Source organism: Mesorhizobium sp. M1406 (assembly GCF_040317555.1).
Lineage (GTDB): Bacteria > Pseudomonadota > Alphaproteobacteria > Rhizobiales > Rhizobiaceae > Mesorhizobium.
On record NZ_JAMYKW010000016.1, the window covers coordinates 41,784 to 54,440 of the forward strand.

Genomic DNA, 12,657 nt, shown 5'->3' on the forward strand with positions numbered 1-12,657 from the left:
TATCCCCCCTCTCCGGGCTGCCGCATCGTTTCGAGTAGAAGGCCGCCGCGGTTCCCCCTCCACCACGGCGGTCTTTTTTTATCTCGGACGGACGTCTGCAGCCCGTGGTCCAATGATCGCGGGCTTTTCGTTTTCCTGTCCTGCCTTTACGGTTCCGGTTCTGAATCGAAAGGCTTCACACATGTCCGCAGTTTCCCCCGTTCTCGACCGTCTCGACAAGAATCTCGACCAGAGCCTCGAACGCCTGTTCGGCCTGCTCAGGATCAGGTCGATCTCCACCGATCCGGCCTATGCCGCCGACTGCCGCGAGGCGGCGGAATGGCTGGTGGCGGAGCTCAAGCTGATCGGCTTCGATGCCAGCGTTCGCGACACGCGCGGACACCCGATGGTGGTTGCGCATCACGACGGTCCGGCCGGTTCGCCGCATGTGCTGTTTTACGGCCACTACGACGTGCAGCCGGTAGACCCGATCGAATTGTGGGAAAGCGACCCGTTCGCCCCCGCGGTCAAGGAGGTCGGCCCGGATCACAAGGTGATCACCGGACGCGGCTCGGCCGACGACAAGGGCCAGCTGATGACCTTTGTCGAGGCTTGCCGCGCCTGGAAGCAGGTGCACGGCAATTTGCCCTGCCGCATCACCATCCTGTTCGAAGGCGAGGAGGAATCCGGCTCGCCGTCGCTGAAGCCGTTCCTCGAGGCCAATGCCGACGAGCTCAAGGCCGATTTCGCGCTGGTCTGCGATACCGGCATGTGGGACCGCGACACACCGTCGATCTGCGTCGGGTTGCGCGGCCTGGTCGGTGAGGAGATCACGGTAAAGGCCGCCGATCGCGACCTGCATTCCGGCCTCTATGGCGGCGCTGCCGCCAATCCGATCCGCATATTGGCCAAGGTGCTGGCCGATATCCATGACAAGGATGGCCATATTGCCATTCCCGGCTTCTATGACGGCGTCGAGGAAACGCCGTCGCAAATCCTGAAATCATGGGAAACGCTTGGCGAGACGGCCGAGACTTTCCTCGGTCCTGTCGGCCTGTCGATCCCGTCGGGGGAAAAGGGCCGCTCGGTGCTGGAATTGACCTGGGCGCGGCCGACGGCCGAGTTCAACGGCATTATCGGCGGCTACACCGGCAAGGGCTTCAAGACGGTGATCGCGGCGGAAGCCTCGGCGAAGGTGTCGTTTCGCCTCGTCCATAAACAGGACCCGAAGAAAATCCGCGACGCGTTCCAGAAATTCGTCAAGGAGCGCATCCCGGCCGACTGTTCGGTCGAATTCCACCCGCATGGCGGCTCGCCGGCAATCCAGCTTTCCTATGATTCGCCATTCCTGGCCAAGGCCAAGAATGCGCTGTCCGACGAATGGCCGAAGCCGGCGGTGACGACGGGCAGCGGCGGGTCGATCCCTGTGGTCGGCGATTTCCAGACCTATCTCGGCATGGAATCGCTGTTGGTCGGGTTCGGCCTCGACGACGACCGCATCCACTCGCCCAACGAGAAATACGAGCTCAGCTCCTTCCACAAGGGCCAGCGCTCGTGGGCGCGGATTCTCGATGCGCTGACGCGCTGAGCGGCGGGACTCTAGTTTTCCTGTTGATTTTTCAGCGGATCGCGGCGAGGACGGGCCACAAGACAAAAGCTCTACAGCGTCCCTTGCGGGTCAAGGGACGCGCGACCGGAGAAGACAATGGCCGACATCCGTTTCCACAAGCATGATCTGCCCGATCTTTCGCATTACAATGTCGGGGCAGTGGCCATCGACACCGAGACGCTGGGGCTGAACCCGCATCGTGACCGGCTGTGCGTGGTGCAGATCTCGCCTGGCGACGGTACGGCCGATGTCATCCAGATCGCGCCGGGGCAAAAAAAAGCGCCGAACCTCGTCAGCCTGTTGAGAAACCGCGGCGTGACCAAGCTGTTCCATTACGGACGCTTCGACCTTGCGGTGCTCTACAATGCGTTCGGCGTGATGCCGGAGCCGGTGTTTTGCACCAAGATCGCCTCGCGGCTGACCCGCACCTACACCGACCGGCACGGGCTGAAGGACATATGCTTCGAGCTTCTCGGTGTCGGCCTGTCCAAGGCGCAGCAATCGTCGGACTGGGCGGTCGAAACCCTGTCGCCCGAACAGCTCGAATATGCGGCTTCCGACGTGCTCTATCTGCACCGCTTGCGCGATGTGTTGGCCGGGCGGCTGGCACGAGATGGGCGGACAAAGGAGGCCGATGCCTGCTTTCGCTTCCTGCCGACGCGTGCCAAACTCGATCTGATGGGCTGGGACGAAGAGGATATCTTCGCCCATAGCTGACCGTCGTCGCGGCGGTTTCCTTCCAATGGCCGGGTTTGGAACCGGATGCGGGCAGCCGCGTTCTGTCGGCTCAGCTTCGTCGGTTCAAAGGGGATGACATGACGGACAGAAAGCCGATAGCGACCGCGCCGACCGACGGCTCCAAGGTCTCCGTCACCTGGAAAGACAGCGACGGCGTCATCAACCAATCCATCGCGCAATATCGCGACGGTGGCTGGTGGGTCTATACAGACAGTGACACACAAAAGAAGGTCGAACCGACCAGCTGGCGGCCCACTGCCAGCGACGACGACGATTAGAGCAGTTCACCGTTTCACGGAAACGGCGAGCTGCTCTAACTCCTTGTTTGACGCAATCCTCCAGGGAAAGCGCTGCGCGCCTTTCCCGGGAAACCGCTTCACACTTTTCCTAGAATTGTTCTGGTGAGCGGGCCGCTGGCGAGGCCGGCTGCTTTCGAATAGCCTGAAGCCGTTAATCGAGGCGATTCGGAGCCTTCCGTTCCGCCGTCGTCCTCTTGCTCGGAGGAAATCTCTATGGGTGTCGAAAGCCTGCTCGTCTTCATCATCATCGGTGCCATCGCCGGCTGGCTCGCCGGTCTCATCGTTTCCGGCTTCGGCTTCGGCCTGATCGGCAACATCATTGTCGGCATCGTCGGCGCGTTTATCGCCGGTTGGCTGTTCCCGCGGCTCGGCTTCTCCATCGGCGGCGGCATTCTCGCTTCCATCATCCACGCCACCATCGGCGCCATCATCCTGCTGGTACTGGTCAAGGTCCTGAAACGAGCTTGAGGCTCGACAACGCAAAGAGCGCGTCATGAAACAGAATACGCTCTATCTCGTCATTGGCGCGCTCGTCGTCGTGGTTATCGCGCTCGGCATTTATGTCTACCGCGAGCAGACCAAGCCGAAGGGCGTCGAGCTCAAGATCGACGACAAGGGTATTTCGATCCAACAGAATTGAAAACGTGGATTTCGGTCCGCGATTCAGGCATTTCCGATGATATCCAGGATCGCTTACAAAGCCAGCGGAGCCGTGCGGGCGGCCCTTTCGGCGATTGGGCGGACCGAGGATCTGCGCTTTTCGCCTGATAACCGGTTGCTGGCAATCGCGGGATATGCGCGCAGGCGCTGCCTGATCCTGCGCATCGACGTCGAGACGGGAGCTGACGGGCAAGGCGTTACACTTCACGATTTCATGGAGTTGACGTCCGACAGCATGGGCGAAATCCATGGCCTCGATTTCGTCGATGACCGCACCCTGGCGATCGCCAATCGCGATGGGCTGGTTGCGCTGTTTGCTCTGCCACGTGAAGAACCGGCTGGCCAAAGTCGTGAGATTGCGGCCATTCGCCGGGTCAAGGGCCGGCGGTCTTCCAAACTGAATTCGCCGGGCTCGATTGCGGTCAGGCTCGAGTCGCACGGCCGGGTCACCTTGCTGGTCTGCAACAACTACACGCATCTGGTCACCCGGCACGTGGTCAACCGCTGGCTTGGCTATCGCGCCACAAGCAATCAGCCGCTTCTGAAGCGCGGTCTTGATATACCGGACGGCATTGCGCTCAGCCATGATGGCCAGTGGATCGCCGTCAGCAGCCACGGCACCAAGGATGTGAAGATCTACAGGATGTCCGCGTCGCTTGGACCGGACAGTGAGCCGGCCGGCGTCCTGCGGAACGCCGGCTATCCGCACGGCGTGCGCTTTACCGCTGACGATCGGCACATCCTCGTCGCCGACGCGGGCAGCCGGATGGTACATGTCTATGCCGGCAGCGGTGACTGGACCGGGAATCGGGCGCCAACGCGCTCGATTGCCGTCCTCGACGAGGAAACCTTTCTACGTGGCAGAGCCAGCCCGGAGGAGGGCGGGCCGAAAGGTCTCGATATCGATCGGTCCAACAACGTCGTGGCTGTGACCTGTGAGGAGCAGACGCTGGCCTTTTTCGCACTGGCGTCGCTGATCAATCCCCAGGTGCCGGCATTCGGACACGACTTAACCCGCCCTTAAATCGCCGCATCTACTCTTCAACCGGAGCGCCATAGGCATCGGGGATATCAAGCACAGCGCATGGCGTACCGCAGAGACAACCGCATCGAACCCAGTTTCGACGGACCGCCGCAGGCGCGATCCTCGGCGGGCCTTTCGGTGAATGAGGAGGATCGCGTCGTGCCGAGCAACCGCAAAGCCTCCGCCAAACGCAAGCCGACCAAAGGAAAATCATCGCGGGCCAAGCGCGGCAGAAGCCGGCGCGGCCTGTTCGGCGCGCTCGGCCGGCTGTTCTACTGGTGCTTCGTGCTTGCCATCTGGGGCGGCATCGCGGCGGCCGGCATCGTCGTCTACTACGGTGCCAAGATGCCGGCGGCGACGACCTGGTCGATCCCCGACCGCGCCCCCAACATCAAGATCGTCTCGGCCGATAGCCAATTGCTCGCCAATCGCGGCATGAGCGGCGGCGAGGCGGTCGGCTTGCATGAAATGTCGCCCTATATCCCAGAGGCGGTCATCGCCATCGAGGACCGCCGCTTCTACTCGCATTTCGGCATCGACCCGATCGGCCTGTCGCGCGCCATGGTGACCAACGTGCTTGGCGGGCATTTCTCGCAGGGCGGCTCGACGCTGACCCAGCAATTGGCCAAGAACCTGTTCCTGACGCCCGACCGTACGCTGGAGCGCAAGGTGCAGGAGGTGCTGCTGGCGCTGTGGCTGGAGCACAAGCACACCAAGGACCAGATCCTCGAAATGTACCTGAACCGGGTCTATTTCGGTTCCGGCGCCTATGGCGTCGAAGCGGCCTCGCGCCGCTATTTCGGCAAGAGCGCACGCGACGTCACCCTGTCGGAAGCCGCATTGCTTGCCGGCCTGTTGAAGGCGCCGTCGCGGTTGTCGCCGGCACGTGACCCCAAGGCCGCCGAGGAACGCTCGCAACTGGTGCTTGCCGCCATGCGCAACGAGGGTAAGATCAGCGCCAAGGAACTGACCTCGGCGATGAGCGCGCCGGCAACGCGCGCGCCATCCTACTGGACCGGTTCGGAGAACTACGTCGCCGACACCATCATGGAGGAACTGCCCGACCTGATCGGTGACGTGCGCGGCGACATCGTCGTCGACAGCACCGTCGACCTGAACCTGCAGAAGCTCGCCGAACAGTCTATACGCAGGCTGATCGACGAAAGCGGCAAGAAGCTCAACGTCAGCCAGGGCGTCCTGGTGTCCATCGACGATTCCGGCGCGGTGCGCGCCATGGTCGGCGGCTACGACTATTCGACCAGCCAGTTCGATCGCGCATCCGAAGCACGCCGCCAGCCGGGCTCGGCATTCAAGCCGTTCGTCTATATGGCAGCCCTTGAAGCCGGCCGCACACCCGACAGCGTGCGCAACGACGCGCCGATCAAGATCGGCAACTGGACGCCCGACAATTACCACGGCAAGTATTTCGGCAAGGTGACGCTGGCCACCGCATTGGCCAAATCGCTGAATTCGGTCGCCGCCCAATTGACCATGGAGGTCGGGCCGAACGCGGTTGTCGAGGCGGCGCACCGCATGGGCATCCAGTCCGACCTGCAGTCCAACACCTCGATCGCGCTCGGCACTTCGGAAGTGACGCCGCTGGAACTGACATCGGCCTATGTGCCCTTCGCCAATGGCGGCTACAAGCCGGACATCCATTTCATCCGCCGCGTGACGACCGCCGAGGGCAAGGTGCTCTACGACAGCGGTGGCGTCAGCGCGCCGCGTGTCGTCAAGCCCGAGATCGTCGGCATGATGAACTCGATGATGACCGGCACGGTCGAGATCGGCACCGCCCGGAAAGCGGCTTTCGCCTGGCCGTCCGCCGGCAAGACCGGCACCAGCCAGAATTCGCGCGACGCCTGGTTCGTCGGCTACACCGCCAACCTCACCACCGGTGTGTGGTTCGGCAACGATGACGGCAGCCCGATGAAGAAGGTCACCGGCGGCGCACTGCCGGCGCAGGCCTGGCACGAATTCATGGTCGCAGCCCACGAGGGCGTGCCGGTGCGGCCGCTGCCCGGCACCTGGAAATCGACGCCGGCCGACACCGTCGTGCCCGATGAGATACCGTCGGCAAGCAACACGCCGCCGGCGCCGGTTCCGTCCGCGTCCGTCGGCCAGCAGGCGCGGCCAACCGCGCCGGTCGCCCAGACGCCGGCACCGGTCCGCGCGGTGCGTCCCGCCCAGACCGTCGATGCCGATGGCCCTTCCATGCCGGAGGACGACGGCGCCACCGCGTCGATCAAGCACCCGGTGCCGCTAGGCGACGTCGGCGGTCCGCGCAAGAAGCGGCAGACCTCGATTCTCGATCTCCTTGGCGGCTGAACCAGCCGGCTAATTCGCCCGTGGCTTGGCGCTACCCAGCTTCTTGCTGTCAAAGGTCAGTTTGTCGCTGTGAATCTTGCCGCCTCTGACGGTGAGATGCTTGGCACAGGACAGCGCGCCGGACGACCTTGTCATCAAGTCATACATGAGCAGCGCCTGGCGATCATCACCAAAGGCGGCGATAATGCGCACTCCGGTAACGTCGTGCGAAAGTTTGGTCAGGCCCTCGAGATAGGATTTCTTACCGGTCGATTGCTGCATCGGCCCATCAAAGACGACGTCGTCGGCGACAAAGGATGCTGCCTTTTCAAGGTCGTGGCTTGTCCACGCCTTGGTAAAGGCGGTGGCGATGTCGAGGGGTGCTGTCTGTGTCATGGCTCTATCCCGATTGATCGATCTGAAACCCCACGCCCCTTACCCGCAACTCTCGAACCAACGGCGAGTTGGCTTCCCGGTTCCGGCGATGAGGCGAATGGTGACATTTCGGCTCTCGCCACCTCGGCGGCGTTCGGCTACATCTGCCGGCCGGAGACCCTGAAATGACCGAACTCGACACCAGAAAGACCATCGTGCTGACCGGCGCCAGCCGCGGAATCGGCCACGCCACGGTCAAGCGTTTTTCGCGCGAGGGCTGGCGCGTCATCACCTGCTCGCGCCAGGCCTTTGCCGAGGATTGCCCGTGGCCGGCTGGGCCTGAGGACCACATCAAGGTCGACCTTGCCGATCAGGAGGATGTCGGTATTGCCGTTTCGGAAATCCGCCACCGGCTCGAGGCACATGGCGGCCAGCTGCATGCGCTGGTCAACAATGCCGGCATTTCGCCCAAGCTCAAGAACGGCAACAGCCGCATGGACTCGATCGACACGCCGATGCATGTCTGGCGCGACGTGTTCCAGGTCAATTTCTTCGCGCCGATCATGCTGGCGCGCGGGCTATTCAAGGAATTGGCGGCGGCCAAGGGCTCGATCGTCAACGTCACCTCGATCGCCGGCACCCGCGTGCATCCCTTTGCCGGAACCGCCTATGCGACCTCGAAGGCCGCACTTGGCTCGCTGACGCGCGAGATGGCGCATGATTTCGGCCCGCACGGCATCCGCGTCAACGCCATCGCGCCAGGCGAGATCGACACCGCGATCCTGTCGCCGGGCACGGACAAGATCGTCGAGACGATCCCGCTGCGACGCCTTGGCACCACGGCGGAAGTCGCCGACATCATCTTCTTCCTGTGCTCGCAGCAGGCATCCTATGTGACGGGCTCGGAAATCCACATCAATGGCGGCCAGCACGTGTGAGCGGCCGGCTTCAGGCCGTGGACTGCTCATTCGGCTATGGTGAGCACAGCCTTGCCGCTGAAGCTGCGCTGTCGCAGTGCGTCCAGCGCTTGCGCGATGTCTGTCCACGGCACGGTCAAGGCCACGCGCGTTTCGAGCCGGCCAGCCGCGACCAGCGTGAGCAGCGAGGCGATGTCCTCGCCAATGCCTGGACCTGACGTGTAGTACGCAAAGGTCTGAAGCCTCGCCCCTTCATGATCAGGAACGAACTGGCGGAATCCAACGGGTGTCAGTTCGCCGCTGCTTGAACCGAACATAACAATGGTCCCGCCAGGCGCGACGCGTTCGATCGCGTGTGCGAGGCTTTGGCCACCGACGGATTCGGTGATCAGCGAAAACGGGCCCTCGGCTAATTCGATCGCTTCGACAACCTGCTCGGCTCCAAGGCCGCGGATATCCTCGGCATGCCGGGCGGCGGCGATCGCGGTCACCGAGGCGCCCTGCGCGCGGGCGATCTGGATCTGGAAACGACCGACCGCGCCGCTTGCACCGGTGACCAGGACCTGCTGGCCGGCCAGGTCGCCGCCATGGCGCAATGTCCGCAGCGCCGTCGTGCCCGCGACCGGAAGCGTGGCGGCGGAGACGAAGCTGACGTCATCCGGCAGGACCGCGAGGCGGTCGGTTGGAACGGCGACCCGTTCGGCCCAGCCGGCCTGGTCGACCAGAGCCGCAACCCGGGCGCCCACGGCTGGCCCGGAGCCATCGGCTGCCGTCCGTTCGACAACCCCAACGATGTCCTGACCCGGTATCCAGCCGTTCGGACGGATGGCGAGCAGGCGCAATTCGCCGCGGTTCAGCGACGTTGCGCGGACCGAGACGAGCGCTTCGTTCGAGGTAGCTTGAGGCTCGGCAACCTCCACGAGCCTCAGTCTGGTGGCACTTTCGGGAGAGATGACTAAGGCGAGCATGGGCCATGCCTTCCTGCCGCGTGGTGGGCGCATAGCCTTCAGGCAGCTGCTACGCCTCGATCTTCTGGTTCGCAGGCGCCGCGGATCGAAGAACCCCTTCACCAAGCTCCCCGCACTCCAGACGTGCTCATTCACAAGCGGAACCTATCGATTTTCCTCTTTGAATAATTTAGATATCTAGGCAGTTGATCGCTAAAAGCAGTCAATCATGAGACAGCCCCTTCGCTATCCCTGGCTCAATTTCGATGTGGATGAGGTTTCCGCGCCGGCCATTGTCGTGCGCGTTGACGTCACCGAGACCAGAGCGGAGGTACCCGCCCATCGGCACCGCAAGGGCCAACTCGTCTTCGCGCTCGGAGGCGGTGTCACATGCCACGTCCCCAGCGGCTTATGGATGGTGCCGCCTCATTGCGGGGTGTGGATTCCCGGCGACATGGAACACAGCAATATGGCGACGGCCAACGCTCGAATTTTCTTCGTGTACATCGAGCCTGGAGCCGCCGATCTGCCGGACCAGTGCTGCACGCTTTCGATCTCGCCGCTGCTGCGCGAACTGATCATCGAGCTGTCCGATGGTGCGCAGGACGATCAGGCGCGGGATGAGCTTTTGACCAGGACCCTGCTTACCGAGCTGCCGCGCATGCCTGTCCAGCAGTTGCATCTGCCGATCTCATCCGAGCCGCGCTTGAGACGGATCGCCGAAGCGCTGGCGCAAGATCCTGCCGACCGCAGCACCCTGGCAGAATGGGCCAACCGCGTTGCGCTGAGCGAGAGCAGTCTCGCGCGTCTCGTGGTCAAGGAGACGGGGCTGAGCTTCGGGCGCTGGCGCCAGCAATTGCACTTGATCGTCGCAATACGAGAGCTGGCCTCCGGCGCCAGCGTGCAGCAAGTCTCGGGCGATCTTGGTTATGAATCCGTCACGGCCTTCATCACCATGTTCAAGAAGGCACTCGGGAAGCCCCCGGCCAAATACCTCAGCAGTGTTCACCGATCTGGGCAAGGCTTGCCGAGATCATCAGCGCGGTGGCCAGGGGATAGCCGAAGGCAACGACGATGACGAATGCCGCCAACGACTTGCCAATGACGACCGCCGGCCCCGATTTGAATTTCTCGATGGTATTCCGCCTCGGTCCGTCGCGATTTGCTCACGACGATCAGGCTGCCCGCAGCAAGGCCTCGATCTCGAATAGGGCGTGGTTGGTCAGTGTCTTGGGAATTTCGGCGGTCACTTTGTCCTCGACTTCCTTGTGAAGCTTCTTGCGCATTGTCCCAAGCACCATCGGTGGGGCGATAAGCACGATCTCTTTGAACTCGCCGCTATGCGCGAGCTTGTAGAGCCGGTCAGCAATCTCATCTGCGAAACGCTCCTTGCCGATGCGGTGCCAGTCCGTATCCTCGACCGCGCTGCGGTGCACCGAGGGACCATCATTGTATCGGCCCGGGCTGTCGCTGCCTTGCTCGCGGGTGGGCGGGTTGTCCTGTTCGATTTCCTGCACGACCTCGAGATTCGGATATTTGTTGTCGCCGGCATTCCTCAAGAAAAGCGCTTTCTCGCCGTCGGCCACTAAAACCCAGATGCCATGCTTCAGGTTGATTGTGCTCATGATGACAAGGCTCCTTTTTGGGCCGTTCCGGTGTCTTGCGACATGCCGCGGCCGGGTTTCGGTCTAACGCGACGGGCTTTTAGGGAACGCGTCTCGAACCGGTAATGTTCCCGCCAGCATCCCATAAGCTTGGACATTCGGGCATCCGGGCTGGGCGCTTTAATCTACTAAATTGGTAGAATTTAGAAAAAACTGTTTTGCGGCATTTCCCGCCGCGCGCTAAAAGAGCTGTAAATCAAGGCCTGCGACAGGAGCTTGAATCCGCCTCACCCGCCGATGAGGAATATTTTTCTCTTGGCTGGAATGCTTTCAGAAAAGCGATTGCATCCCGACAGGGGATGCGCGAGTGCGTTCCTTCTGGTTTCTCGCGCTCGCGCGTAGAACTGCAAGCCTGTTCAGGATTCTGCTCGCGCCCATGTCGAACAATGCTCCCAAACTCAACGCCTTCCCCGTCTTCATGCGAGTGGAGGGGCAAGCCGTGGCCATCGTCGGCGGCGGCGAAGAGGCGCTGGCCAAGGCGCGGCTGATCGGACAGTCGAGCGCGGTCTTGCGCATCATCGCCGAACATGCCGAGCCCGACCTCTTGGCCTTCATCGCTCAAACCGGCACCAATCATCTCGCCGCCACTTACGACGCGTCGCAGCTCGACGGCGCGGTCATGGTGTTTGCCGCCAGCGGCGACGAGGCACTCGATCGGCGCGTGGCCGCGGACGCGCGCCGGCTGGGCATTCCGGTCAATGCCGTCGACCGGCCTGAGCTCTGCGATTTCTTCACCCCGGCGCTGGTCAACCGTGCGCCGGTCGCCATCGCCATCGGCACCGAGGGCGCCGGGCCGGTGCTTGCCCAGATGCTGCGCGGCCGCATCGACCGCATGCTGTCGCCGTCGCTCGGGCCGCTGGCAACGCTTGCCGCTTCGTTTCGCGGGACTGCCGAGAAGCTGCTGCCGAGAGGCAATGCCCGGCGCCGCTTCTGGAATGATTTCTTCACGGGTGCTCCTGCCCGCGCGGCTGAAGCCGGCCAGCTTTCGCAGGCGCATGACGCCACCGTCGATCTTCTGCGTTCGAACACGCCGGCTCGCGGCCACATCGCGCTGGTCGGCGCCGGTCCGGGCGCCGAGGATCTTCTGACCCTCCGCGCCCATCGTCTGCTGATGGAGGCCGATGTCATCGTCCATGATGCGCTGGTGCCGGAGGTGGTCGTTGCCATGGGTCGCCGCGATGCCGAACGCCTGCCGGTCGGAAAACGCAAGGGCTGCCACACCAAGAGCCAGGCGCAGATCAATGCGCTGCTGGTCGAACTTGGCCGTGAAGGCAAGCGTGTCGTGCGGCTGAAGTCGGGCGATCCGCTGGTGTTCGGCCGGGCTGGCGAAGAGATGGCGGCGCTGCGTGATGCCGGCATCGCCTACGAGGTGGTTCCGGGCGTCACCGCGGCCTTCGCCGCTGCCGCCGATTTCGAACTGCCGCTGACGTTGCGCGGGGTTTCTTCGTCGATGGTGTTCACCACCGGCCACGACCTCAAGGGCAATTCGCTGCCCGACTGGGCCAAGCTCGCTATTTCGGGCGCCACCGTCGCCGTCTATATGGGCCGCTCGGTGGCGGCCGAGGTTGCCGGCCGGCTGATCGAGGCCGGGCTATCGCCGGATACGGCGGTGGCCGTGGTCGAGAATGCCAGCCTTGCCAACCGCCGCCGCTTCCACGGCACGCTTGCCGACCTGCCGTCGCTGGAAGAGCGCGCCGATCTTTCCGGTCCGGTCATGACCATCATCGGCGATGCGGTTGCCGGCGCCAACTTTGAGCGGTCCGAGCCGCTCGCGGCACACAGGCATGAAGGCGCGTCCAGTTCGGTCGCCGAAGGAGTTCAGTCATGAAGATTCTGACCGCCAACCGCCTGACCGACGGCATTGCCGTCTGGTACGCCGATGGCGGCTGGGCCGAGACGGTGGACCATGCCGACCTCGCCCATGACAAGGCGGCCGAGGATCGCCTCGAGGCGGTCGGCGCCAAGGCCTATGCCGCCAACGAAGTGGTCGACGTCAATTTGATCGATGCCGATGTCGTCAACGGCGTCGTTGAGCCGCTGCGGTTGCGTGAGAAGATCCGCGCTGCCGGCCCGACCATCCGCAACGATCTCGGCAAGCAGGCTGCCAAGCAGGCGATTTGGGCAGCTTAACAAGACAC

General features: G+C 63.2%; 14 protein-coding genes. 11 read left to right on the forward strand and 3 right to left on the reverse strand.

Going from position 1 to position 12,657, the window contains the following annotated elements; genetic code table 11:
- Positions 1-181: 181 nt before the first annotated feature.
- The 7 genes from NKH03_RS15860 to NKH03_RS15890 all read left to right on the forward strand — a co-directional run bounded on the left by NKH03_RS15860 (position 182) and on the right by NKH03_RS15890 (position 6,637).
- On the forward strand, positions 182-1,567 hold the full coding sequence (locus NKH03_RS15860) for a M20/M25/M40 family metallo-hydrolase (RefSeq protein ID WP_352869976.1): 1,386 nt from the start codon (positions 182-184) through the stop codon (positions 1,565-1,567).
- Between the two features lie 117 nt (positions 1,568-1,684).
- Entirely contained in the window at positions 1,685-2,305 is a 621-nt protein-coding gene (locus tag NKH03_RS15865) for a ribonuclease D (protein ID WP_352869974.1), read from the forward strand.
- Between the two features lie 98 nt (positions 2,306-2,403).
- Complete coding sequence (locus NKH03_RS15870; protein WP_352969132.1) at positions 2,404-2,604, forward strand: hypothetical protein; 201 nt, start codon at positions 2,404-2,406, stop codon at positions 2,602-2,604.
- A 234-nt stretch (positions 2,605-2,838) separates the two neighbouring features.
- Positions 2,839-3,093, forward strand: coding sequence for a GlsB/YeaQ/YmgE family stress response membrane protein (locus NKH03_RS15875; protein WP_352869970.1), 255 nt, complete (start codon positions 2,839-2,841; stop codon positions 3,091-3,093).
- 25 nt (positions 3,094-3,118) lie between these two features.
- Complete coding sequence (locus tag NKH03_RS15880; RefSeq protein WP_013529552.1) at positions 3,119-3,265, forward strand: hypothetical protein; 147 nt, start codon at positions 3,119-3,121, stop codon at positions 3,263-3,265.
- 255 nt (positions 3,266-3,520) lie between these two features.
- Positions 3,521-4,309, forward strand: a complete 789-nt coding sequence (locus NKH03_RS15885) for a YncE family protein (RefSeq protein ID WP_352969134.1) — start codon at positions 3,521-3,523, stop codon at positions 4,307-4,309.
- 60 nt (positions 4,310-4,369) lie between these two features.
- Complete coding sequence (locus NKH03_RS15890; protein WP_352969136.1) at positions 4,370-6,637, forward strand: transglycosylase domain-containing protein; 2,268 nt, start codon at positions 4,370-4,372, stop codon at positions 6,635-6,637.
- A gap of 9 nt (positions 6,638-6,646) precedes the next feature.
- On the opposite strand, the gene NKH03_RS15895 is transcribed toward NKH03_RS15890, so the two are convergent.
- Entirely contained in the window at positions 6,647-7,012 is a 366-nt protein-coding gene (locus NKH03_RS15895; protein ID WP_352869964.1) for a nuclear transport factor 2 family protein, read from the reverse strand.
- Between the two features lie 164 nt (positions 7,013-7,176).
- Here NKH03_RS15895 and NKH03_RS15900 point away from each other — a divergent pair, with 164 nt between their 5' ends.
- Positions 7,177-7,929, forward strand: a complete 753-nt coding sequence (locus NKH03_RS15900) for an SDR family NAD(P)-dependent oxidoreductase (protein ID WP_352869962.1) — start codon at positions 7,177-7,179, stop codon at positions 7,927-7,929.
- Between the two features lie 26 nt (positions 7,930-7,955).
- Here the strand turns inward: NKH03_RS15900 and NKH03_RS15905 are convergent, their stop codons facing one another.
- Positions 7,956-8,876 carry a zinc-binding dehydrogenase gene (locus NKH03_RS15905; RefSeq protein ID WP_352880742.1) on the reverse strand — a complete coding sequence of 307 codons (921 nt, stop codon included), beginning with the start codon at positions 8,874-8,876 and terminating at the stop codon, positions 7,956-7,958.
- Positions 8,877-9,084: 208 nt separating this feature from the next.
- Between NKH03_RS15905 and NKH03_RS15910 the strand changes: the two genes are divergently transcribed.
- On the forward strand, positions 9,085-9,933 hold the full coding sequence (locus tag NKH03_RS15910) for an AraC family transcriptional regulator (protein ID WP_352969138.1): 849 nt from the start codon (positions 9,085-9,087) through the stop codon (positions 9,931-9,933).
- Between the two features lie 97 nt (positions 9,934-10,030).
- On the opposite strand, the gene NKH03_RS15915 is transcribed toward NKH03_RS15910, so the two are convergent.
- Positions 10,031-10,480 carry a baeRF12 domain-containing protein gene (locus NKH03_RS15915; RefSeq protein ID WP_352880780.1) on the reverse strand — a complete coding sequence of 150 codons (450 nt, stop codon included), beginning with the start codon at positions 10,478-10,480 and terminating at the stop codon, positions 10,031-10,033.
- Positions 10,481-10,895: 415 nt separating this feature from the next.
- On the opposite strand from NKH03_RS15915, the gene cysG reads away from it, so the two are divergent.
- Together cysG and NKH03_RS15925 are read left to right on the forward strand one after the other, a co-directional pair.
- On the forward strand, positions 10,896-12,347 hold the full coding sequence (cysG, locus tag NKH03_RS15920) for a siroheme synthase CysG (RefSeq protein WP_352969140.1): 1,452 nt from the start codon (positions 10,896-10,898) through the stop codon (positions 12,345-12,347).
- Complete coding sequence (locus NKH03_RS15925; RefSeq protein ID WP_352969142.1) at positions 12,344-12,649, forward strand: DUF2849 domain-containing protein; 306 nt, start codon at positions 12,344-12,346, stop codon at positions 12,647-12,649. The genes cysG and NKH03_RS15925 overlap by 4 nt, the downstream gene beginning before the upstream one ends.
- Positions 12,650-12,657: the final 8 nt, after the last annotated feature.